A 22,627-nucleotide genomic window follows, 5' to 3' on the forward strand; every position below is an offset into this window, starting at 1 on the left:
GTTGAGGCGGCATGAGTTCCTCACGCTCCACCGACGTCGCCGTCATCGGCGCGGGCCAGGCTGGGCTGTCCGCGGGCTACCACCTGCTGCGGCGCGGCTTCCGGCCCGCGGACGAGCGCTCGGCCGCCGCGGTGGCGGCCGGGGCGTCCGAGAGGTGGGCTGTCGCGGGGGCCGGGGAGCGCTCGTTCGTCATGGTGGACGGCGAGCCCGCGCCCGGCGGCGCGTGGCGGCACCGGTGGCCGAGCCTGACGATGGCGACCGTCAACAACATCGCGGACCTGCCCGGCATGGAGCAGCCCGAGATCGCGGCCGCGACTCCGTCGCGGCAGGCGGTGCCGGCGTACTTCGCGGCGTTCGAGGAGCGGTTCGGGCTGCCGGTCGAGCGCCCGGTCCGCGTCCGCTCGGTGAGCGACGACGACGGTCGGCTGCTCATCGAGGCGAGCGACCCGGCCGGCGTCCCGCTTGCTCCGATCGCGGCCCGTGCCCTCATCAACGCCACCGGCACCTGGCGGCACCCGTTCGTCCCGTACGTTCCCGGCGCCTCCACCTTCGCCGGACGCCAACTGCGCACCGTCGACTACTGCCGGGCCGAGGAGTTCCGTGGGCAGCGCGTCGGCGTCGTGGGCGGCGGCATCAGCGCGACGGGGTTCCTCGCCGAGCTGAGCGCGCTCGCCGAGACGTTCTGGTACACGCGGCGCGAGCCGTGGTTCCGCGAGGGTCCGTTCGATGAGCAGGCCGGCCGCGAGGTCGTCGCCGCGGTCGCCGAACGCACCGAGCGGGGCCTGCCGCCGCTGTCCGTCGTCTCCCAGACCGGGTTGATCTGGACGCCCGCCCTCCGCGCCGCGGATGCTCGCGGGGCCCTCGACCGTCGCCCGATGTTCGTTCGGATCGAGCCCGCTGGCGTCGTGGAGGCGGACGGCTCGTTCACCGAGCTGGACGCGCTGATCTGGGCGACCGGCTTCCGCGCCGACCTCGACCACCTCGCTCCCTTGCACCTGCGCGGGCCCGGCGGCGGCGGCATCCGCCTGGACGGGAGCCAGGTCGCCGACGATCCTCGCGTCCACCTGATCGGCTATGGGCCCAGCGCGTCCACCATCGGCGCCAACCGCGCCGGACGCGACGCCGTCCGCCGTATCGAGGCGCTCCTGGCAGCCCGTCCCGCCCGCTCGTAGCGACGAACGCCTGGCGCGGGTCAGTCCCTCAGGAGTTCCTCGGCCGCGCTCACCCGCTCCTGCGCGTCGGCGAGGACCTCCCCTGCGGACGCCGCGTCCGCGGCCGCTGCCGAGGCGTCCGCCTGCGCGGCCTCGAGCTGGGCGGTCAGCTCCCGCACGCGCGCCTCGGCGCGCTTCTGCTTCGTCTGCGCCGACCTCAGCGCGGCCTCAGTCCTGACCACGTCGCGCCGCGCCGTGGTGAGGTCGCGTTTGGCGGACGCCTGGGCCAGTGCCCGCTGCGCGGACTCGAACGCCGCCCGGGCCTCGCGGAGTTCGCGCTCCTCCTCGTCGTCCTCCTCGGCCACGGTCGCTGAGTCCGTTTCCGCACCTTCGTCCGAGACGTGCTCGCCGGGACTGTCCTGGTCCCGGTCTTCCTCGGGCTCGACCGGCGCCTCAACGTCGCCCGAGGCGTCCCCGCTGGCGGCACCCGGCGTCGCCGCGCCGCCCAGCATCGCGGCGAGCGCGCTCGACAGGTCGTCGTCGGTGAACGTCCCGTACTGAAGGGGCTTGGTCAGGCGCCCGGCGGCGACCTGCTGCGCGGCGTCCCGGTCGCTGAGGGCGGCCCGCAACGTCGTGCGGACCTCCTCGAGCGCCGCCGGTGTCGTGCTGATGCCGCGGGTGGCGAGGTGAGCCGTCAGGTCGCGCAGCACGCGCCGCTCCAGGCTGGGACGCTCCGCGGTGAGCTGCTTCAGCCGTGCGGCGTCGCGCTGGTCTTGAGCGTCGGCGAGCTGGTCGGCCAGCTTCAGCAACGCCACCAGGCTGGTGAGCCGGTCGCGGACGGCCAGGTTGAGATACCACGCCCCCAGCGTCGGACGCCGCAGCGACCCGATCGCCTGCGCCAGCGGGCGATCCTTCGCCGCGCGCGCCAGCTTCACCAGCTCGGTGCGCCGCGCCACGAAGCCGGCGGGATCGATCGCATAGAGTTCGTCGGCGGCGGCGTCCAGGCCCGCGGGATCCGTCATGGATCGCGAGCCTAGCCGTCCCCGTCCGCCGGACGGCCCTGGAGTGCGCGGCACGAGTCGTGACCCGCGCGTCAGGACCGTTACCGGTGGAACTGGCGTCTGCATTGTTGGCTAGGGATGCGGGACGGGACCTAGCCTGGACGAATGCGATCTCGCCCGAGATCGCAGTGTTCGGTAAGCCTTGGCGGAAGTTGGGACGATGACGGTTGTTGTCGGATGGGGTCTGGCCGTGGCCCTGGTGCTGCTCGTGGTGCTGGCCATGGCGGCCTCGCACGTCGGACGCCTCGGGCTCGCCCGCACCCAGGGAATCGCCGCCGTCCGCGCCATCGTGCAGCTGGCGGCGATCTCGCTCGTCATCACCGCCGCCGTGCAGACCATCTGGGGCGGCCTCGCGATCAACCTCGTCATGTTCGCGGTCGCGGTCTTCACCACCACCGGCCGCGTGGACGCCCGCCGCGCCTGGCCCTGGACCGCTCTGGCCATGCTCGCCGGCATCGTCCCGGTGATGCTGGTCATCTTCCTCACCGGCGCGGCTCCGCTGAACGGTCTCACCCTCGTGGCTCTCGGCGGCATCATCACCGGCAACATGATGAACGCCCACACCCTCGCCGGGCGCCGCTGCTTCGCCGAACTCCGCGACAACATCCCGGTCTACGAGGCCGCGCTGTCCCTCGGCTTCGAGCGTCGCCTGGCCGTGAGCACCATGCTGCAGCCGGTCCTCGGCGAGGCGCTGCTGCCCAACATCGACCAGACCCGCACCGTCGGTCTCGTGACGCTTCCGGGCGCGTTCATCGGCGTCCTGCTGGGTGGCGGTTCCCCCATCCAGGCCGGTGCGTCCCAGCTGCTGGTGCTGTTCGGCATCATGGCCGGCCAGGTCATCACCGTCGTCGCCGCGAGGCAGTTCATGCAGCGCGGCAAGCTCCTCCCGGACGACCTGCGCGAGTCCCTGCACGCCTGATCGCAGGGCGCGACGCGTCAGCGGCCGTCCGGCGCGACGCCGACGACCTCCAGCCGCATCCCCTCGTTCGTCGGCGTGTACACCTGGCGCAGCGGCCCGTCGTCCCCGATCCCCGCCTCGATGAGCGCGAGCACCGCGGGGTGCGGAGCGCTCGTCAGCGCGGTCATGTCGGGGCCGCCCTCCCCGGCCAGCTGAACCTCCGCTGCCGCCAAGCGTCGCGCCGGGTCGACGCCTTGGGCGTAGCTCGCGCCCTCGGGAAGCCGGGTCAGCGGGGCGTCCGGGAGCGTCGCGACAGGGATTCCCGACAGCGTGACGTACTCGGTCTCGGACTCCGCCTGCTGGAACTCCAGCCACCAGTGACCGAGCGGCGCGAGCCCGCTCTCGTAGGCCTCCCGAAAGAACGCGTTGAACGACTCGTTGAACGCTTCCACCCCTTCGTCGTCGGGCTCGGCGATGTCGACGACGCTGCGCAGCCCCACCCAGGGCTGCTCGGGGACATCGCGGTAGACCACCTCGGTGCGCCGGTCGTAGCCGTCAAGGACGCCGCGAACCTCGGCTGCGATGCGGTCCTCGAGCGCGCGCCGGGCGCGACGGTCTTCCTCGAAGGCGTCCACGATCTCGGCGAGCCGGTCCGGCGACGCGAGCGCCACTCGAACGAGCGGGAGCGGCACCTCCATGGTCCGCAGCAGCGAGAGCGTCGCCGCGTCGCGCACCTGCCCCGGCGCGTAGAACCGATACCCGGAGAACTCGTCGACGTGGTCGGGCGCGAGCAGCCCCGTCGCGCCGTAGTGCCGCAGCGCCTTGACCGTGAGGCCGGTGAGCTGCGCGAACTGGCCGATGGTGTACATGGAATCCCTTTCGTCGTGGGCGGTGATTCCACGGTGGGGCATCCCTTTGCAGGAGGGTCAAGGCGGCGCGATCAGGCGCCGCGTCCGATGCCGCGGGGCAGCCGCGCGGGGTCCCAGCCGAGCAGTTCCTCGGCGGTGTCGAACGCGAACCGGTCGGTCATCCCGCCGACGTAGGCGACCGCCAGCCGCGCCAAGGCGTCGTCCGTCTCGCCGGCGAAGCCGGGCAGCCGCTCAGGATGCGCGACGTAGAACTCGACGAGCTGCCGCAGCACCTCGATGACCGCGTTCGACTGCGCCACCGACTCCGGGCGGGTGTAGATGCGCTCATAGTTGAACCGACGCAACTCCGCCAGAGCGCTGGCGGTCGCCGGATCCATGCCGATCTCGCCGGTCTCGGCCACCGTCGTGATCACCGCCCGCACGAACGTCGCCAACTGCTCGCGCCGGGTCGCCCCCGCGACCTCGGACACCGTCTCGGGCACCTCGTCGAGCGTCACAATGCCGGCGTGCACCGCGTCCTCAAGGTCGTGCGCGCAGTAGGCGATGCGGTCGGCCCACGAGGCGATCTCGCCCTCCACCGTCAGCGGCGCCGGCCTCGACCAGCTGTGGCTACGGATGCCGTCGAGCGTCTCAGCGCACAGGTTCAGCGGGGTCAGCACGACGTCGGCGCCCCACGGCCCGTGGTCGTAGCCCTCGGGGATGAACGCGTCGAAGGCCTCCTCGGACGCGTGCCCGCCCGGCCCGTGCCCGCAGTCGTGGCCGAGCGCGATCGCGTCGGCGAGGGCCACGTTGACGCCCACCCCGCGCGCGATGGACGTCGCCACCTGCGCCACCTCCAGCGCGTGGGTCAGCCGGGTGCGCTGATGATCGGTCGGGTACACGACGACCTGGGTCTTGCCCGCCAGCCGTCGGAACGCCGGCGAGTGGACGATGCGGTCGCGGTCGCGCTCGAAGCAGGTGCGCTCAACGTCGGGCTCCTCTGGGCGGGCGCGGTGTCCCGCTCCCTCGGCCAGGGTCGCCCCGGGACGCAGCAACAGCCGCTCCCGCTCCTCGCGCGCGAGGCGTCCCAGCGGGGCGTCCAGGCCGATGGACGCCCGCGAGTCGGCGTGGGCGCGGACGACGCCGGACGTCGCGTGCCCGTGCATCGTCAGCGCCCAGGCCTTCGCGCGGGCCCCGAGATCGTCAGTCATGCTCCCATCATGGCAACAATTCGTGGCCGTCCTCCCGGGTAGCCGCCAGCGTCCGTGCAACGATGAACGAGACCACCGTTTCCGCCGACCCGAGGAACATTCCGATGACCGACCGATACCCCTCCGACGACGCCGACCGCACCGGCGGCTCGACCGCGGCCTCGAACCAGGGCGCAGGCGACGGCTCCCGCCCCAACTACGACGACCCGTCGCAGCACGAGTACGGCACCTACCAATACCAGCCGCAGCAGGCCGACCAGGGCGGGCAGTACCCGCAGGGCCAGTACGACCAGGGACAGTACGGGCAGGGACAGTACGGGCAGAACCAGTACGACCAGGGCCAATACGGGCAGGGACAGTACAACCAGGGCCAGTACGGGCAGAACCAGCAGTACGGCAACGCGCAGTACCCAGCCCAGGGCTACGAGCAGCAGGGCTACGCGAACCAGGGTTACGAGCAGGGCTACAACCAGCAGGGCTATGCCAACCAGGGGTATGACCAGGGCTACAACCAGCAGGGCTACGCGAACCAGGGGTACGAGCAGGGCTACAACCAGGGCTACTCCCAGCATGGCTACCCCCAGCAGGACTACCCCGCACAGGGGTACGGCTCCAACGATCCGTACTACAGCCAACCGCAGCAGCCCGCCGAGCGGCCCTCGACGCTGGGCAAGATCGCGCTGCTCATCGTCGCGATCTGCACGATCGTGTTCGCCTTCGCCTCGTTCCGCATGGGACAGGTCGCCGGCCAGATGGTGCTCATCGATCCCGCGATCGCGCAGGGCCGGCAGCCCGACCCGAACAACCCGCAGATCCAGCAGATCGCGGTGCAGGCGTCCCCGTGGGTGACCACGCTTGGCGCCAGCTCCGTGGTCGGCATCGTCGGCTGGATCATGGGCATCATCGCCGCCGCGCAGCGGCGCGGGCGCGCCTTCGGCATCTGGACGATCGTGCTCGGCGTCGCCGCCCCGATCATCGGCATCATCTTGATGACGATGGGCATGCTGCCCGCGATCGAGGCGATCCGCTGATCAGCGACGGGGGCTGACCGGCCGCTTCACCGAGGACGCCGGTCAGCCGCCCGAGACATCGGACTCGGCGGCGGAAAGGTCTTCGTCGCCGAGTTCCCGTGTGTCCAGCCAGCCCTGCGGACAGATGACCCGCTCGCGCGGGGTCCCCTGGCGTCCGCGCGGCTCGCCCAGAGCCTCGACGGGGAACGGGACGTCCGGGTCGAGGCGCTCCAGCTGCGCGTCCAGGTCGGCCAGGCTGGAGACGAGCCCCAGGTTGCGCCGGATGTCGCCGCCGACCGGAAACCCCTTGAAGTACCAGGCCATGTGCTTGCGCAGGTCGGTGAGCCCCCAACGCTCCCCCTGCAGCTCGGCCAGCAGCACCGCGTGCCGCCGCACCATCGCCGCCACCTCGCCGAGCGTCGGCAGATGCGTCGTGGCGCGGCCCGCGAAGGCGTCCGCGAGGTCGCGGAAGAGCCAGGGGCGGCCCAGGCAGCCGCGTCCGATGACGACGCCGGCGCAGCCGGTCTGCTCGACCATCCGCAGCGCGTCGGACGCCTCCCAGATGTCGCCGTTGCCCAACACCGGAATGTCGACGGCGTCGACGAGCTTGGCGACCGCGTCCCAGTGCGCGAGGCCCGAGTAGGCCTGCTTGACGGTGCGGCCGTGCAGCGCGATCGCGGCCACGCCCGCGTCCTGCGCGATGCGTCCGGCGTCGAGGTAGGTGAGGTGGTCGTCGTCGATGCCCATGCGCGTCTTCATCGTGACCGGGACGCCGTACGCGTCGGCCGCCTTCACCGTCGCCGCGAGGATGGCCGCGAGGCGATCGCGCTTCCAGGGCAGCACCCCGCCGCCACCGCGCCGCGTGACCTTCGGCACCGGGCAACCGAAGTTGAGGTCGATGTGGTGGACGCCGAACTCCTCGCACAGGATCGTGGCGGCCTTCGCCATCACGTCGGCGTCCACGCCGTAGAGCTGCACCGAGCGGGTGGTCTCGTTGGGGGCGAACCGCAGCATGTCGAAGGTCTTCGGGATGCGCTCGACGATGCCGCGCGAGGTGATCATCTCGCAGACGTAGAGGCCCGCGCCCTGCTCGAGGCACAGCTGCCGGTACGCCGGGTTCGTGATGCCCGCCATCGGGGCCAGCACCACGGGCGCCTCGCTCACCACCGCGTCCGGGCGCGACGGGGCGCTCAACCTCAACGACATCCAAGCCTCCTTTTCGGCGTCCCACCCTACGTCACCGGCGTACCGGGACGCCGCCTTAGACTGGCCCCGTTCACGCGGAAAGGGACGTGGGATGGCACAGCCTGGGTGGTACGACGACCCCGACGGGACTCCGGGTCGGCTGCGCTACTGGGACGGCGCCGGCTGGACCGCGCAGACCGCCCCGCACCCTCAATTCTCCTCCGACGACACAGCGGCCGACGCGCCCCCGGCCAAGCGGCACGGGTGGTGGCTGTGGCTGATCGCCGCCGTCCTGGTCGTCCTGATGATGGTGGGCGGCGGCGTGCTGACCGGATTCGTCCCCGCCCCCGGGTCGCAGAACACGACCACCCCGACCGAATCCCCCGCGGTGCCCGACGGCGGCGTCGCCTGCCCGAGCGCCAGATCCAGGTCGACGATCGATGACGGCGTCGTCCAGATCACGGTGCCGGCGACCTGGGACATCATGCGTCCCGCCGACTGGGCCACCTGCGGCGGTGGCCGGGGACACGCGGTCTCCCCCGAATGGATGGCCATGGCGCTCGCCGGAACGGTCGACGTATCCACCGACGTGTCGCCGCGTGAGGCCGCCCAGCAGCTGTGGGATTGGAACCTGCAGACGAACTACGAGGACCTGAACCCGCAGGCTCACCTCCAGACCGACGAGCCGGTGACCATCGGCGGACGCCAGGGCCGACGCCTCACCGGGCAACTGCTCGTGCCCGGCTTCGAGTTCCCCGGCGACAACGTCGAGATCGTGGTGCTGGAGCGTCCCGACGGTCGGCTCAGCGCCGTGATGACCGTCTCGACGATCAACGACCCCCAGTCCACGTCGGACGTGAAGGCGATCTGGCACTCGCTCAAAGTGCGCTGAGCGGCGTCGGCCGCGCCCAGCGTGGTGTTCCCGGCGAACTGAGGGACGTCAGTCGCGGTCCCGGGGAACGTTGACTCCGACACGCTCCGAGACGTCGTAGGCGCTCGGCTCGTCCACAGCGTCGTTCAGCAGCGGGACCAGCGCCAGCTTCGCGTCGTACCCGTTGAACGCGCGACGGTAGGAGCCGACGTCCTCCCAGCGTGAGACCAGGGCCCACAGCTCCGGTTCGTCGAGGTTCTGGACGACGTCGACACTCAGGCAGCCCGGACGGCCGCGAAAGAATTGCGAGGCGACCTCGGCGCGCGCCAGGAAATCTGCGGCCACCGCGGGTGGGATGCGGAAACGGTTGATCACCAGCACGCCGGCAGTCTAGGCGCCGGGCCCGGTGGTTCGCTCCTTGCCCCGCCTCCACGCGCGGGGGTATACATCGGTCCATGACGTCGACACCGGGGCCGCGGCGGGCCACCCGCCAGCGCAGCGCGGTCTCCGCGCTGATGGTCGGTCTCGACGAGTTCCACACAGCCCAGGAGGTCCACGACCTGCTGCGCCACCAGGGCGAGAGCGTGGGCCTGGCCACCGTGTACCGCAACCTGCAGGCGATGGCGGACGACGGCGAGCTCGACGTCGTCCGCACCCCCGACGGCCAATCGGCCTACCGCCACTGCGCCGGCCACCATCACCACCACCTCATCTGCCGCGCGTGCGGGCACACCGTCGAGGTCGAGTTCCCCAACTTCGAGGAGACGGTGGCGCGCGTCGCCGCTGAGCACGGCTTCACCGCCGTCGACCACGAGGTGGAGTTGTTCGGGCTGTGCGCCGACCACGCCGGGACCGATGTGGCGGCCGGGGGCCGGGCGCCGGGGGACGCCCAGCGCTGAGCCGGGGCGCGGCACCGCCGCCGCGTCGACCCGCGGTGGGAGAATGGACGCCATGCCGACCTACCGTGACGAAGCCGTCGTGCTGCGCACCCACAAGCTGGGCGAAGCCGACCGCATCATCACCGTGCTCTCTCGGCATCACGGCAAAGTGCGGGCCGTCGCCCGCGGCGTCCGGCGGACCTCGTCGAAGTTCGGGGCCCGGCTGGAGCCGTTCAGCCACGTCGACGTCCAGTTCGCCACAGGGCGCTCGCTCGATGTCATCACCGAGGTCGCCACGCTGCACCCCTACTCCGAGCCGCTCAGCGCCGACTACGGGCGCTACACCACCGGCGAGGTCATGCTGGAGACCGCAGACCGGCTGGTCTCCGAGGAGCACCAGCCGTCGCTGCAGCAGTTCCGTCTGCTCGTCGGGGCGCTGCACGCGCTGACGTCCGGCACCTCGGACGGCCCGCGCGCCGCCGACACGATCATGAACTCCTACCTGCTGCGCGCCATCGCGACGGCGGGGTTCGCGCCGACCTTGGATGACTGCGCCGTCTGCGGGACGCCGGGGCCGCACGAGTCGTTCTCGCCCTCGTCGGGCGGCGTCGTGTGCCGCCGCTGCCGCCCACCCGGCTCGGGGTTGCTGGCCCCCGGCGCGCTGGCGTACCTGTCCGCCCTGATCAGCGGCGACTGGCCGGCGACCAAGGACGTGGGTCCCCAGGTGCGCCGGCAGACGTCCGGCCTGGTGGCGGCGTTCGTGTCCTGGCACCTGGAACGGGGCCTGCGCACGCTGTCCTACGTCGACCACTGACGACCCCGCTGGACCGTCGACCGGCGCCCGGACGCACCACGGCGCCCCGGCACAGGGCCGGGACGCCGTGAAGGGATCGACGTCAGCGTTTGCCGTACCTCAGCCCGAAGCCGTACTCGTACAGTGCGCCGTCCTTGGTCTCGGCGTAGCCGGGAAGGTCGGGGTACTGCTCCTCGACGGCCGCGCGCGTCTTCGGCAGGGCGAAGGGCAGGCGTCCGGTCGGGGCGTACCTGCCGGACAGGACGTCCAGCATCGCGGTGTCGGACGCCCCGAAGTTCGCCACGATCGCGCCGGCGTTCTTCAGCCCGGACGCGTCGTCCAGGACGTAGGGCTGGCGGAAGTAGACCGACAGCACGACCTTCTTCGGCTCGCCCACCTCGGCCATCGCCTTCTGCACGACGTCGAGGGACGGCATCACCTTCCAGCTCTTCGACTTGGCCATGCCGGTGAAGTGGTGGCCTCAGGGTTCGTCGTCGCCGACATGTTCACGAGGACGTAGTCGGCGCCCTTGGCGGACGGCCGCGGGCTCGCGTTCCCGTCGATCACCTTGTAGCCGTACTGCGCGACGGACTCGGCCTTGATGTTGCCCAGCACGTACACGGTCGCGCCGGCCTTCATCGGCAGGGTCGCGCGCCCGGCCTTGTCGGTGCGGTTCTGCAGCAGCACCTGGGACGCCCGCTGCGCGTCCATGCCGACCGCGGCGGACTTCGCGCTGCCCACCACCCGCTCGGCCTTGGCGCCGCTGACGTACGGGTTCTCGAACAGCCCCATCTGGAACATCGGGGTCAGCAGCCGCTTGGCCGACTCATCGATGCGCGCCTGGGTGACCGGACGACGTCAGCGACGTGATCGTGGCCACGTCGTGGAAGCCCGACAGCGTGTCGGAGCCGCCCTTGACCGCCGCGGCGACCCGCTCGGGGACGGTCTTCTTCTCCCCCCAGGCGCGATCGTTGATGATGCCGGTGTCGGAGTTCACGTAGCCGCGGAAGCCGAGCTCGCCGCGCAGCAGGTCGGTGACGATCTGCTTGCTGAACGCCTTGCCGGTCTGCTCGTAGCTGACCCCCTTGTAGGTCACGTTCACCGGGACGCCGTAGTACGGCATGATCGAGCTCACGCTCGCGGCGATGGCCGCCTCGAACGGCTTGAGGTGGCCTCCGAAGTTGCCGCCCGGGTAGACCTGGGTCTTGCCGAACGAGTAGTGCGGGTCGAGGCCGAGTTCCTGCGGGCCGCCGCCCGGGAAATGCTTGACGGTCAGCGCGACGTCGCTCTTCGGCGTCAGCGAGACCCCGCTCTTGTCGACCGGGCCCTGCAGGGTCTTCACCAGCGTGCCGATGATGTTCGCGTTCAGACATGTCGCCGTCGGTCGCCTTGCCGGTGCGCTGCGCCTGCTTCCCGAGCGCCGCGCCGTTGTCGTTGAGGTCCTTGAACCGGTACCGGCCCTGCCGGATGGTGTCCTTCGCGCGGGCGTCGATGGTCGCCTGCTTGACGCGCTTGCCGCGGTGATGACCGCCACGGTGGTCCGGAGCGGCCTGCGGCCCCGCCTGCGACGGTGCGGCGGCGGGCTGGATCGGGCCGGTCGCCGCGGCGGGCGAGGCCGCCGATAGCGCGAGGGTCCGGCACACGGCGCCGAGCCCGGCGACCTGCAAGAGGGGTCGCCTCGATGCGTAATGGTTCATGAGTGGTCCTCGCGGGTGGAGGGAGGGGTTCCGACACCTCGGGCAGCGGTGCACGGGAGGTGAACGGTTGTCCGCACGCTAGCGGCCCGCACAGATAGCCGGGCCCGCATGAACGGATCTGCGTCCCGACGGACGCATGTGCAGCCCCTCGGCTCAGCCGCGCGGCGCCGTGATCTGCGCGGCGAGGTGACCCCCGCCGTAGCCGTTGTCGATGTTGACCACGCCGACGCCCGGGGCGCAGGCGTTGAGCATCGTCAGCAGCGGCGCCAGCCCGCCGAACGCAGCACCGTAGCCGACCGAGGTCGGGACCGCCACGACGGGCGCCGCCACGAGTCCGGCGATCAGGCCGGGCAGCGCGCCGTCCATGCCGGCGACGACGACCACGGCGCCGGCGGCGCGTAGGATGTCGAGCCGGCTCAGCGTGCGGTGCAGCCCGGCGATGCCGACGTCCACGACGAGCTCGGCGCGGCGTCCGAGATAGCGCGCCGTGTGGAGCGCCTCTCGCGCGACAGGCAGGTCGGACGTCCCGGCGCACGCGACGACCACCAGCTCGCCGGACGGCTCCGGCGGCTCGGCGGGCCAGGCCAGCAGGTGGGCGTCCGGGTCGTGGAAGGCGTCCGGCAGGACGCCCAGGACGGCGGCGGCACGGTCGGCGTCCGCACGGGTGAACAGCGTGACGGGGCGCGCACCGGGCCCGTCCCACGCGTGGTCGCGGACGCGCTCGGCGATGACGCGCACCTGCTCGGGCGACTTGCCCTCGCAGAAGACGGCCTCGGGATAGCCCCGGCGGTGGGCCCGGTCGAAGTCGAGGTCGGCGATCTCGTCAGCCACGCTTGCCGACCACCTGCAGGGTGAACAGCCCCGACTGCAGGCCCGCGAGGTCGACGGTGACATGCCCGAAACCCGCTGCCTTGATGGCCCTGAGCGCCTGCTGCCGGACGCCGTCGTCGGCGAAGCGGGACAGCTCGGCCAGCGGCACCTCGACCCGGGCGATGTCGCCGTGGTGCCGGACGCGCGCGTCGCTGAACCCGAGGACGCGCAGGGCGTGCTCGGCCTCGTCGATCTCTCGCAGCTTCTCGGGGGTGACCGCCTGGCCGTGCGGGATGCGGGAGGCCAGGCAGGGCGCCGCCGGCTTGTCGGCGACCGACAGCCCCAGCGCGCGGGCGAGGGCGCGGACGCGGTCCTTCGTGACGCCGGCCTCGGCGAGCGGGCGGAGCACCGCGTGCTCGGTGGCGGCGCGGGCTCCGGGCCGGTCGGGAGCGACGGCGTCGTCGGCGTTCTCGCCGTAGGCGACCGCGTCCAGGCCCTGCTCGGCGACGATGTGGTCGTCGATGCGCTCGAACAACTCCGTCTTGCAGTGGTAGCAGCGGTCGGCCCCGTTGGCCCGGTAGTCGGCGCGCTCGCCCTCGAACGTCTCGAACTCGATCAGCCGGGCGCCGGCCTGCGCGGCCACCGCGCGGGCGATCGCGAGCTCGTCGCGGGCCAGCGACGGGGACACCGCCAGCAGGGCCACCACCTGCTCCGGGCCGAGCGCCCGGACGGCCACCGCCAGCAACACCGCGGAGTCGACGCCCCCCGAGAACGCGACCCCGAGGCGTCCGCACCCGCGCAGGGCGCGCTCGATCGCGCGCGCGTCGTCGAGCTCGGTTCCGGTGAGGTCTGTAAAGGTCACGTCCGTGGTCACAGTGCTCCTTGGGTCTGGGCGCGAGTCTAACCCGGAGCTCCCCGCGCACCACGGGCGTCCTGGACCGCGCGGGCGTCGCCGATGAGGACGCGGCGCTGGCCGTGGACGGCGGCCGGATCAGGCGCGTCGTTCCTGGGCCGCCTCGGCCGGGACCGGGTTCCCGGCGACGAGCCCCGCGGCCACGATCGCGCCGGTCGCGCGCTGGGTGACGTCGCTCAGCGGGCGTCCCCCCGCCTCGGCCACCGACACCAGCGAGGAGAACTCCGCCGCCGCGTGGACGATGATCCCCCCGCGGGACCCGACCTTGACCGTCAGCGGGACGCCGTCGAGCTCCAGCGTGAGGAACCCGCGATCGAGCACGCGGCGTCGCGTGAGCACCTCGCGGACGCCCAGCGTGGACGTGCGGGTCAGCATGACGTCCGCGACGGCGTCCGCCGCCGAGCGCGGGGCGAGCGCGTGCAGGGTGAAGGCGGGGCGGCCCCTCTTCATGTGGATGGGGGCGAGCCAGGCGTCCAGCGCCCCCGCGGCGAGGCAGTCGTCCAGCACGGACGGCCACAGGCGCGGGTCGAGGTCGTCGACGTTGGCCTGCAGCTCGGCCACCTCGGTGGCGGGCTCCTCGCGGCTCGCCTCGACGGCAGGGCCCCCGTCGGCGACCTGCGAGCCCGGCGCGGCCGACCCGTCCACCGGCGAGCCGATCATGACCCGGACGACGTTGGGCCAACCTGCGAAGTCCTTGCTGCCCGCGCCGATGCCGACGCGCTCGAGCGTCAGGGCGGGCATGGGCTCGCAGCGCCCCGCGAGCGCGCGGATCAGCGCGAGCCCCGTCGGCGTCGCCAGCTCTCCCACGCTGCCCTCCGTGGTGACCTGCGCCGGGGTGTCGTGCTGCGAGGCGTGCACGTGGCCCTCGTGGTCGTGCGCGTGATCGTGGTCGCCGTGGTCATGCGCGTGCTCGTGGCCGCCGTGGTCATGGGTGTGATCGCGGTCGCCGTGGTCATGCCCGTGCTCGTGGTGGTGGTGCCCCGGGGCGTCCTGCTCAGGGGTGGCGCAGACCTGCCACCCCAGCGCCAGCTCGGCGACGGCCGGCACCGGGACCGGAATGTCGCCGTGGGCGGCACGGACGCGTCCGGAGCCCAGCCGCACCGGGGACGCGGACACGCTCGTGACGCCGAGGGTGCGCAGCGCCTCACACGTCCCGACGACGTCGGCCATGGAGTCCAGCGCGCCCACCTCGTGGAAATGCACCGTGCCCGGATCGACGCCGTGCACGCGGCCCTCGGCGGCCGCAAGGCGCCCGAACGCGGCGAGCGCGCGCGCCCGCGTCTCCTCGCTCAGGTCTGCGTCGGCCAACCTCGCCCGGATGCTCGCCCAGCTGCGATGCGGCGGATCGTCGACCAGGACGCGCACCCGCGCCTTCGTGCCGCGCTGGCCGCCGCGGACGGCGTCCTCCCGGTCGAGCCGGACCGACCCCGGAGCGACGGCGTCGATCGCCCGCTGGACGGCCGCGGCGTCGGCGCCGGCGTCCAGCAGGGAGCCGAGGAGCATGTCGCCGGCGACCCCGGCGGAGATGTCGAACCACGCGTGCATGCGCCCATTGTTTCAACCCCGCCGCCCGCCGCGGGCCGCCGTCCCGGCACACGGCGCCCACTAGGCTTCCGGGCATGCCGAAGCGCCCAGTGCCCCCGACCCCGCACCCCAGCGGTGCGCGCCCGCCGCAGATCCCGGCGAAGTTCCTCCCGCAGCACGTCGCGATCGTGATGGACGGCAACGGCCGCTGGGCCAAGCAGCGCGGGCTACCGCGCACCGAGGGTCACGCGCGCGGGGAGGCGTCCCTGCTCGACGTCATCCACGGCGCGATCGAGGTCGGCGTGAAGTACCTGTCGGCGTACGCGTTCAGCACCGAGAACTGGCGCCGCAGCCCCGACGAGGTGCGCTACCTCATGGGCTTCAACCGCGACGTCATCCACCGCCGCCGCGACGAACTGAACGACCTCGGCGTCCGCATCCGCTGGGCCGGCCGGACGCCGCGGCTGTGGAAGAGCGTGATCAACGAGCTCACGACCGCCGAGGAGATGAGCAAGGACAACGACACCCTCACCCTGCAGTTCTGCGTCAACTACGGCGGCCGCGCCGAGATCGTGGACGCCGTCCGCGAGATCGCCCGGTTGGCCCAGCAGGGCCGGCTCGACCCCGACCGCATCACCGAGGCGTCCTTGCGCCGGCACCTGGACGAGCCGGACATCCCCGACGTCGACCTGTTCCTGCGCAGCTCCGGCGAGCAACGCACGTCGAACTTCCTGCTGTGGCAGTCCGCCTACGCCGAGTTCGTCTTCCTCGACCGGCTCTGGCCGGATTTCGACCGCCGCGACCTGTGGCGGGCCATCGAGATCTACGCCGGACGCGACCGCCGCTACGGCGGCGCCGTCCCGAACCCCGTCGCGGAGGACGAGCGCTAACGCGAAGGGGGCTCAGTCGCCGGGCAGCGCCTTCGCCGCCGCGGCCACCCGGAAGGACGCGAGCAGTCCCAGCGCCAGGAACGCCGTCGCCACCCACAGCGACCCGCTGGCGGCATCGGAGAAGCCGCGGGCCAGGGCGTCCACCACCTCGGGCGTCCGGACGCCGAACGGACCGGCCGCGCCCTGCGCGCGGAGCGCCGGGATGAGCCCGCCGGCCGAGCCGATCGTCCCGCCGACGACCTCGCGGGCCGCCTCGGGGTCGAGACCGGACACGGCGGCGACCCGCGCGGGCACCCGTGCGGCCAACCCGACGGCCAGCGCCGTCCCGGCCAACGCGGTGCCCAGCGCCGAACCCACCTGCCGCACCGTGCTCTGCGTCGCCGACGCCGACCCCGACTGCTCGACCGGCACCCCCACCATCACGGTCGAGGTCAGTTGCGCGGACGCCAAGCCCAGGCCGAAGCCGTAGACCGCCATCGTCGCGGCGACCAGGGTCGGGGACGTCCCCGGTCCGAGAACCAACGCCGTGAACGCGGTGCCGACGACCTCGAGCGCCAGGCCGAGGACCACCGTGCGGGGCGCCCCGAACCGCGCGGCGACGTGCCGGGCGGCCGCTCCCGAGAGGAACGCGCCGATCGCCATCGCGGCGAGCACGAGGCCCGCGCCCATCGGGTCCAGGCCGGTGACGAAGACGAGATACAGCGGCATCACGAAGACCAGCCCGAACTCCCCCACCGCCACCATCGCGGCCGCGACGACGCCCCACGAGAACGTCGGCACCGAGAACAGCGCGAGGTCGAGGATCACCGCCCTGCCGCGCCGGGCCGTCCGCGCCTCCCACCCCAGGAACAGCGCGAACAGCACCGCCCCCAGGATCAGCGCGACCGGCGCGGCCGAGACCGGCGCCGTGGCCGTCCAGACGAACGGGCCCGCCACCAGGTCCTCCCGCGGCGTCCACCAGCCCAGTTGCGAGCCCTCGATCAGGCCGAAGACGATCAGGCCCATCCCGGCCGCGCTGAGCAGCAGGCCCAGCACGTCGTAGCCAGCACGGTCGTCGCGGCCGCGCGACTCCGGCACCCAGGCGAGCGCGGCGGCGATGACGAGCACGGCGACCGGGACGTTCACGAAGAAGATCCACGGCCAGGACGCCCAGGTCGTCAGCACGCCGCCCAGCAGCGGCCCGATCGCCGCCGATCCGGACATCACCGCTCCCCAGACGCCGAACGCCGCGGCCCGGTCCCGTCCCCGGAAGGTCGCGTTGACCGTCGAGATCGTCGTGGGCAGCACCATGGCTCCGCCGACGCCCTGGACGGCCCGCGCCGCGATCAACAGCCCCGCCCCGGACGCCAGCCCGGCGAGCAGGCTGCCCAGCGCGAACACGGCGACGCCGGCGATGAACTGGCGGCGGCGTCCGATGCGGTCGCTGATGCGGCCGGACGCCAGCAGCAGCGCCGCGAAGATCATCGAGTACAGCGCGTTGACCCACTGCGCCTGGTTCAACCCGAGGCGCAGGTCGCGGATGATCGTCGGCAGCGCGACGCCGACGATCGTGCCGTCCAGGACGATCATGGCCAGCCCTGCGGCGAGGGCGCCCAGCGCCCTCCAGCGGTGCGGAGCCGTGACTGCGGGGGCGGTCTCGCGACCGCCGCCGGTCTCGGGGGCTGGAACACTCGCCATGATCAACGCTCCTGACCGACGCCCGGTCCGCCCGAGCGCCGAAGAGACTATAGATCCCGGCGCAGTCCCCGGTGCGACGGCGCGGCCGGCCGGTCGGCGGCACCGGGCCGACCGCGCTTGGGCGTCCGGTCGCCTTGTAGGCTGGCGCATCGTGACTGACACCAAGCGTCTGTTGATCGTGCACGCCCACCCCGACGACGAGTCCAGCCAGTCGGCCGGCACCATGGCCCGCTACGTCGACGAGGGCGCCCAGGTCACCCTCGTGACGTGCACCCTCGGCGAGATGGGCGAGATCCTCGTCCCCGAGTGGCAGAACTTCTCCCCCAGCGAGCTCGGCCAGCACCGCATCGGCGAGCTCGAGCAGGCCATGACGGTGCTCGGCGTGACCGACCACGTGTGGCTGGGCGGCGCCGGCGCCTACCACGATTCCGGCATGACCCGCGACGAGCAGGGCAACGTCGTCCCCGAGCAGGAGCGTCCCGAGGGCGCGTTCTGGGACGCCGACCTGCTCGAGGCGGCGAACCACCTGGTCGAGGTGATCCGCGACCGGCGCCCGCACGTGGTGTCCACGTACGACCCCAACGGCAACTACGGCCACCCCGACCACATCCAGGCGCACCGCGTCACGATGTACGCGGTGGCGTTGGCGGGCGCCCCGGCGCACCGCCCCGACCTCGGCGACCCGTGGCAGGTGCCGCGCGTGCTGTGGAGCACCAACAACGCCAAGCTGTGGGAGCAGGCCTACTACGTGGCGCGCGACCGCGGGCTGAACGTCTTCGGCGACCTCAGCGAGGAGGACGTCAAGCGGCTCGGCCCCCAGGACGTCACGATCGCGGCGGTCGTCCCCTACGGCGAGAACCTCAGCAAGGCCACCCAGGCCCTGCTCAGCTACCGCAGCCAGGTCAGCGAGGACGCGGACTTCTGGCAGTTCTTCCAGATCATGCGTGAGCTGGAAGGCTCCGGCGAGGCGTACCTCTATGTGGCGGGGATCCCGTTCCCGCCGTCGGACGCCCCGGCCGACGACCTGTTCGCCGGGCTCGACCTCGGCTGACTCAGCCCGCTTGCTCGGCGCGTTCGCGCGCCCGGTCTCGGGCGGAGAAGATCAGGGCCCCCAGCGCCAGCGCGGCGATGATGCCCAGGACGATCACGAACGCCTCGAGCCAGTCGAAGCCGCCCTCGGTCAGCGAGAACAGCACGCCCGGGATCAGCGCGGTGCCGATCGCCGCGCCGATGCGCTGGCCCAGCTGCAGGATGCCGCCGGCGACGCCCCCGTAGCGCGGGTCGACCGCCTTCAGCGTCAGCGTCTGGTTCGGCGAGATCGTCATGCCCTGGCTGGCGCCCACCAGCGTCAGCGGCAGGGCGAACCACCAGAACGACAGGGCGTGCTGCTCGACGGCGGGCGCGAGGGCGGCGGTGCCGACCAGCGCGGCGATGGCCGTCGCGAAGCCCGCGATGACGAGGCGGCGTCCCAGCCGCAGGACGTAGCGTCCGGCCACCTGGGACGTGACCGCCGCGGCCAGGGACGCCGGCAGCCCCACGAGCGCCGCCTCGAACGGCGTGTGCCCGAGGTGGGTCTGTAGGAAAAGCGGGACGACGATCCAGATGCTCGTCGATCCGACGAAGTAGACCCCGACGATGATGATGCCGTTGCGGAACGCTTCGCTGCGGAAGATGTCGATGTCGACCATCGGCGACCGGTCCCGCTGCTTGTAGCGGCGCTCCCACCAGACCCAGACCGCGACGATCGCCAGGCCGAGCGGCAGCTGCAGCCACAGGAGTGGCGATCGTCCGCGTTCCAGGAACGGCAGCATCATCGACACCAGCCCCACCGACAGCAGGACGACGCCGACCGGATCGAGGTCGATCCTCGTCCCCGAGCGCGCCCGGTCGTCCGGAAGCCAGAGGAACGCCAGCACGACGGTCAACACGCCCAGCGGCACGTTCATGCCGAACATCAACCGCCAGCCCGTCTCGGGACCGAAGACCTGGATGAGCAGGCCGCCGATGACCGGGCCGATCGCGGTGGCCAGAGCGACGGTGGTGCCGAACAGCGCGAACGCTTTCGCCCGCGCCTGCCCCACGAAGTTCTGCTGGATGATCCCGACGCTCTGCGGGTTCAGCAAGCCCGACCCGACGCCCTGCAGGACGCGGGCGAGGTTCAGCACGTCGATGGTCGGGGCGACCGCGCTGAGCAACGAGCCCACCGTGAAGACGGCGACGCCGATGATGAGCATGCGTCGGCGCCCGGAGGCGTCCCCGATGCGCCCGGCGGGGACCAGGAGCAGCGCGAACGCCAGCGTGTAGCCGGAGATCGTCCACTGCACGCCCGTGGACGTCGTGCCGAACGACTCCTGGATCGCGGGCAGCCCCACGTTGATCACCGACATCGCCACCAGCGCCATGAACAGCGGCGTCAGCAGCACCGCGAGCATCCTGCGGGGATGGTGCGGCGCAGGGTCTTCGCGGGATCGGGGTTCGTCGGTCACATGGGGGAATGCTAGTCGGTGCCGGACTCCATGCCCGAGAAGTTCTGCGCGGCCTCGATGTCCTCGTCGGTGGCGCGGGCGCCCTCGGTGATCGCGCGACCCTCGCCGGGCTCCAGCTCGCCGACCAGCTCCGACACGGCCCCGCCGACGAGGCCGATCTGGCTGTACGACTCGAGCCGGGTGCGGGTGTCGGCGATGTCCAGGTTGCGCATGGTGAGCTGGCCGATGCGGTCGACGGGGCCGAACGCGGCGTCCCCGACCCGCTCCATCGACAGCTTCTCGGGGTGGTAGCTCAGCGCCGGACCCTCAGTGTCGAGGATGGTGTAGTCCTCGCCGCGACGCAGCCGCAGCGTGACCGTGCCGGTGACGGCCGAGCCAACCCAGCGCTGCAGCGACTCGCGCACCATCAGCGACTGCGGGTCGAGCCAGCGGCCCTCGTACAGCAGCCGGCCCAGCTTGCGGCCCTCGTTGTGGTAGGCGGCGATGGTGTCCTCGTTGTGGATCGCGTTGACGAGCCGCTCGTAGGCGATGTGCAGCAGCGCCATGCCCGGCGCTTCGTAGATGCCGCGGCTCTTCGCCTCGATGATGCGGTTCTCGATCTCGTCGCTCATGCCCAGGCCGTGGCGCCCGCCGATCGCGTTGGCCGTCCGGACCAGCTCGACGGGGGTGTCGAAGAGCTCCTCGTTGATGCGCACCGGGACGCCCTGCTCGAACGTGACCGAGACCTCTTCGGTGGCGATCTCGACGTCCTCGCGGTAGTGCGCGACCCCCATGATGGGCTCGACGATGTCCATGCCGACGCCGAGGTACTCCAACTCCTTGGCCTCGTGCGTGGCGCCCCAGATGTTCGCGTCCGTCGAGTACGCCTTCTCGACCGAGTCGCGGTAGGGCAGGTTGCGCTCCGACAGCCAGACGCTCATCTCGTGACGTCCGCCGAGCTCCTCGACGAAGTCCGCGTCGAGCCAGGGCTTGTAGATGCGCAGGTCGGGGTTGGCGAGCAGGCCGTAGCGGTAGAACCTCTCGATGTCGTTGCCCTTGTAGGTGGACCCGTCGCCCCAGACGTTGACGCCGTCGGACCGCATGGCGCGCACCAGCATGGTGCCGGTCACGGCGCGGCCGAGCGGGGTGGTGTTGAAGTAGGTGCGCCCCGCGGAGCGGATGTGGAACGCGCCGCACGCCAGCGCCACCAGGCCCTCGTTGACGAGCTCGGCGGTGCAGTCGACCAGCCGCGAGATCTCGGCGCCGTACTGTTCGGCGCGGCCCGGGACGGAGTCGATGTCGGGCTCGTCGTACTGGCCGATGTCGGCGGTGTACGTGCACGGGATCGCCCCGTGCTCACGCATCCACGCCACGGCGACGGACGTATCGAGACCACCGGAGAAGGCCAGACCGACCTTCTCCCCGACGGGGAGCTTCATCAACACCTTGGGCATGGGGGCCACTCTAGTGAGCCGGACGCCGCGGCCCCACTCGATCTCAGCGGGCCAGGCGCGATCCGGTGCACGCTGGCAATCCGGCAACCTGTTTCGGGAGAAGGACGCCGCCGCGGGTAAGTTGGGGACACGTGACCCTTCCCCCTCAGCATGCCGTGACCCTCGTGCGCCGGCTGACGCGCCTGGCGCCGTCCCGCGTCGACCACATTCCCGCCTTCCGCATCGCCATCGGCCTCGCCGTCCCGCTCGCCGTGCTGCTGCTGACCGGTCACACCCAGTGGACGATGTACGCCGGCTTCGGCGCGTTCACCGGCATCTACTCCCGGTACGAGCCCACCGCGCTGCGGTTCCGCCGCCAGGGTCTCGTCGCGATCATGCTCACCTGCACCGTCGGCATCGGCGCGTTCCTGGCCCAGCGGGGCGAGCACGTCTCTCCGGCCGTCGAGAGCTGGACGGCGCTGTTCGCCGGCGCGCTGGTGGCCGGGGCGTCCGCGACCTGCATCACCGCGCTCGGCATCAAACCGGGCGGCGCGCTGTTCCCCCTGTTCGCCATCTCCGCGGTCGCGGCCGCTCCCCCGGCCGCGCCGGTCTGGGTCGCGGTGGCCGTCGCCGGGGCCTCGGCCGGCTGGTGCGTGCTGATGGGCCTGCTCGGTCACTACCTCGGCGAGCGGCACCCCGGGATGGACGCCTCGGGCGCGCACCTCGCGTACACGCGCGCCCAGCTCGCCGGGGAGTTCGCCCGCTATTTCGTCTCCGCGACCATCGCGGGCGTCCTCGGCCTGGCGTCCGGGCTGCCGTTCCCCTACTGGGCGCAGATCGCGGCCGTGGTGCCGCTCTCGCCTCCCCGCCGGGTGGCGCAGGTCGAGCGCGGCCTGCACCGCGTCGTCGGCTCGGCGCTGGGCATCGTCACCACCGCGTTCCTGCTGTCGTTCCCCAGCCAGGCCTGGCAGCTGGCCGTGTGGGTGGTGATCATGCAGTTCCTCGCCGAGCTGTACGTGCTGCGCAACTACGCGCTCGCCCTGGTGTTCATCACGCCGCTCGCCCTGCTGATGATCCAGATGGCGAACCCGCAGCCGGTCGTGCCGATGCTGCAGGCCCGCGTCCTGGAGACCGCGATCGGCGTGGTCGTCGGCGTGTGCGTGGTGGCCGTCACCTACTTCTGGGCGCGGCACCGGCGTGCCGTCGAGGCGCGAGCGGCCGTCGCGGACGTCGACACCCCGGACGCCCCCGTTCGGCAACCGGTCGAGAGCTAGACCGGCCAGACTTCGCGGACGCGGGCCGAACCCCCACG

At 72.3% G+C, this 22,627-nt stretch carries 23 protein-coding genes; 9 read left to right on the forward strand and 14 right to left on the reverse strand.

Annotated features, from left to right (window positions below):
* The first annotated feature begins 11 nt into the window (after positions 1-11).
* A complete protein-coding gene (locus BN1187_RS09385) occupies positions 12-1,172 on the forward strand; it encodes a flavin-containing monooxygenase (protein ID WP_040161115.1) in 1,161 nt (386 codons plus the stop codon).
* A 20-nt stretch (positions 1,173-1,192) separates the two neighbouring features.
* On the opposite strand, the gene BN1187_RS09390 is transcribed toward BN1187_RS09385, so the two are convergent.
* Complete coding sequence (locus BN1187_RS09390) at positions 1,193-2,173, reverse strand: hypothetical protein (protein WP_040161118.1); 981 nt, start codon at positions 2,171-2,173, stop codon at positions 1,193-1,195.
* A 235-nt stretch (positions 2,174-2,408) separates the two neighbouring features.
* Between BN1187_RS09390 and BN1187_RS09395 the strand changes: the two genes are divergently transcribed.
* Positions 2,409-3,131, forward strand: a complete 723-nt coding sequence (locus BN1187_RS09395; protein WP_040162841.1) for an ABC transporter permease — start codon at positions 2,409-2,411, stop codon at positions 3,129-3,131.
* Positions 3,132-3,148: 17 nt separating this feature from the next.
* On the opposite strand, the gene BN1187_RS09400 is transcribed toward BN1187_RS09395, so the two are convergent.
* Both BN1187_RS09400 and BN1187_RS09405 read right to left on the reverse strand, forming a co-directional pair.
* Positions 3,149-3,979, reverse strand: coding sequence for a MerR family DNA-binding transcriptional regulator (locus BN1187_RS09400; protein ID WP_052462559.1), 831 nt, complete (start codon positions 3,977-3,979; stop codon positions 3,149-3,151).
* Between the two features lie 71 nt (positions 3,980-4,050).
* Positions 4,051-5,124 carry an HD domain-containing protein gene (locus tag BN1187_RS09405; protein WP_052462757.1) on the reverse strand — a complete coding sequence of 358 codons (1,074 nt, stop codon included), beginning with the start codon at positions 5,122-5,124 and terminating at the stop codon, positions 4,051-4,053.
* Between the two features lie 149 nt (positions 5,125-5,273).
* On the opposite strand from BN1187_RS09405, the gene BN1187_RS09410 reads away from it, so the two are divergent.
* A complete protein-coding gene (locus tag BN1187_RS09410; RefSeq protein WP_052462560.1) occupies positions 5,274-6,200 on the forward strand; it encodes a DUF308 domain-containing protein in 927 nt (308 codons plus the stop codon).
* A gap of 42 nt (positions 6,201-6,242) precedes the next feature.
* Here the strand turns inward: BN1187_RS09410 and dusB are convergent, their stop codons facing one another.
* Positions 6,243-7,385: a tRNA dihydrouridine synthase DusB gene (dusB, locus tag BN1187_RS09415; RefSeq protein WP_052462561.1), complete on the reverse strand. Its 1,143-nt coding sequence runs from the start codon at positions 7,383-7,385 to the stop codon at positions 6,243-6,245.
* 91 nt (positions 7,386-7,476) lie between these two features.
* Between dusB and BN1187_RS14065 the strand changes: the two genes are divergently transcribed.
* Positions 7,477-8,256, forward strand: coding sequence for a DUF2510 domain-containing protein (locus BN1187_RS14065; RefSeq protein ID WP_040161124.1), 780 nt, complete (start codon positions 7,477-7,479; stop codon positions 8,254-8,256).
* Positions 8,257-8,304: 48 nt separating this feature from the next.
* On the opposite strand, the gene BN1187_RS09425 is transcribed toward BN1187_RS14065, so the two are convergent.
* Positions 8,305-8,616 (reverse strand): antibiotic biosynthesis monooxygenase family protein, encoded by a 312-nt coding sequence (locus BN1187_RS09425; RefSeq protein WP_040161126.1) that lies wholly within the window; start codon positions 8,614-8,616, stop codon positions 8,305-8,307.
* Between the two features lie 74 nt (positions 8,617-8,690).
* Between BN1187_RS09425 and BN1187_RS09430 the strand changes: the two genes are divergently transcribed.
* Together BN1187_RS09430 and recO are read left to right on the forward strand one after the other, a co-directional pair.
* Entirely contained in the window at positions 8,691-9,134 is a 444-nt protein-coding gene (locus BN1187_RS09430; protein WP_040161128.1) for a Fur family transcriptional regulator, read from the forward strand.
* Between the two features lie 52 nt (positions 9,135-9,186).
* Positions 9,187-9,927, forward strand: a complete 741-nt coding sequence (gene recO, locus BN1187_RS09435) for a DNA repair protein RecO (RefSeq protein ID WP_040161131.1) — start codon at positions 9,187-9,189, stop codon at positions 9,925-9,927.
* Between the two features lie 82 nt (positions 9,928-10,009).
* On the opposite strand, the gene BN1187_RS14670 is transcribed toward recO, so the two are convergent.
* The 6 genes from BN1187_RS14670 to larC form a co-directional block, all read right to left on the reverse strand.
* On the reverse strand, positions 10,010-10,369 hold the full coding sequence (locus BN1187_RS14670; RefSeq protein ID WP_052462562.1) for a glycoside hydrolase family 3 C-terminal domain-containing protein: 360 nt from the start codon (positions 10,367-10,369) through the stop codon (positions 10,010-10,012).
* The gene (locus tag BN1187_RS14675; protein WP_218184631.1) at positions 10,342-10,698 is read right to left on the reverse strand and encodes a hypothetical protein; all 357 of its coding nucleotides are present in this window, start codon (positions 10,696-10,698) and stop codon (positions 10,342-10,344) included. The genes BN1187_RS14670 and BN1187_RS14675 overlap by 28 nt, the downstream gene beginning before the upstream one ends.
* A gap of 34 nt (positions 10,699-10,732) precedes the next feature.
* Entirely contained in the window at positions 10,733-11,248 is a 516-nt protein-coding gene (locus BN1187_RS14680; protein ID WP_052462564.1) for a glycoside hydrolase family 3 N-terminal domain-containing protein, read from the reverse strand.
* A 508-nt stretch (positions 11,249-11,756) separates the two neighbouring features.
* The gene (gene larB / locus BN1187_RS09455; RefSeq protein WP_040161134.1) at positions 11,757-12,434 is read right to left on the reverse strand and encodes a nickel pincer cofactor biosynthesis protein LarB; all 678 of its coding nucleotides are present in this window, start codon (positions 12,432-12,434) and stop codon (positions 11,757-11,759) included.
* A complete protein-coding gene (gene larE, locus BN1187_RS09460; protein ID WP_040161138.1) occupies positions 12,427-13,287 on the reverse strand; it encodes an ATP-dependent sacrificial sulfur transferase LarE in 861 nt (286 codons plus the stop codon). Before larE ends, larB begins: the two co-directional genes overlap by 8 nt.
* Before the next feature lie 117 nt (positions 13,288-13,404).
* Positions 13,405-14,871, reverse strand: a complete 1,467-nt coding sequence (gene larC, locus BN1187_RS09465; RefSeq protein WP_040161141.1) for a nickel pincer cofactor biosynthesis protein LarC — start codon at positions 14,869-14,871, stop codon at positions 13,405-13,407.
* A 74-nt stretch (positions 14,872-14,945) separates the two neighbouring features.
* On the opposite strand from larC, the gene BN1187_RS09470 reads away from it, so the two are divergent.
* Entirely contained in the window at positions 14,946-15,740 is a 795-nt protein-coding gene (locus tag BN1187_RS09470; RefSeq protein WP_040161143.1) for an isoprenyl transferase, read from the forward strand.
* A 12-nt stretch (positions 15,741-15,752) separates the two neighbouring features.
* Here the strand turns inward: BN1187_RS09470 and BN1187_RS09475 are convergent, their stop codons facing one another.
* Entirely contained in the window at positions 15,753-17,417 is a 1,665-nt protein-coding gene (locus BN1187_RS09475; RefSeq protein WP_040161146.1) for an MFS transporter, read from the reverse strand.
* Between the two features lie 151 nt (positions 17,418-17,568).
* Between BN1187_RS09475 and mshB the strand changes: the two genes are divergently transcribed.
* A complete protein-coding gene (mshB, locus tag BN1187_RS09480; RefSeq protein WP_040161149.1) occupies positions 17,569-18,468 on the forward strand; it encodes an N-acetyl-1-D-myo-inositol-2-amino-2-deoxy-alpha-D-glucopyranoside deacetylase in 900 nt (299 codons plus the stop codon).
* Between the two features lies 1 nt (position 18,469).
* On the opposite strand, the gene BN1187_RS09485 is transcribed toward mshB, so the two are convergent.
* Together BN1187_RS09485 and argG are read right to left on the reverse strand one after the other, a co-directional pair.
* On the reverse strand, positions 18,470-19,903 hold the full coding sequence (locus tag BN1187_RS09485) for an MFS transporter (RefSeq protein WP_040161152.1): 1,434 nt from the start codon (positions 19,901-19,903) through the stop codon (positions 18,470-18,472).
* 11 nt (positions 19,904-19,914) lie between these two features.
* The gene (argG, locus tag BN1187_RS09490) at positions 19,915-21,336 is read right to left on the reverse strand and encodes an argininosuccinate synthase (protein ID WP_040161154.1); all 1,422 of its coding nucleotides are present in this window, start codon (positions 21,334-21,336) and stop codon (positions 19,915-19,917) included.
* A 131-nt stretch (positions 21,337-21,467) separates the two neighbouring features.
* On the opposite strand from argG, the gene BN1187_RS09495 reads away from it, so the two are divergent.
* The gene (locus BN1187_RS09495) at positions 21,468-22,589 is read left to right on the forward strand and encodes an FUSC family protein (protein ID WP_052462566.1); all 1,122 of its coding nucleotides are present in this window, start codon (positions 21,468-21,470) and stop codon (positions 22,587-22,589) included.
* Positions 22,590-22,627 lie beyond the last annotated feature (38 nt).

This window comes from Nigerium massiliense, from assembly GCF_000826085.1.
GTDB lineage: Bacteria > Actinomycetota > Actinomycetes > Propionibacteriales > Propionibacteriaceae > Propioniciclava > Propioniciclava massiliense.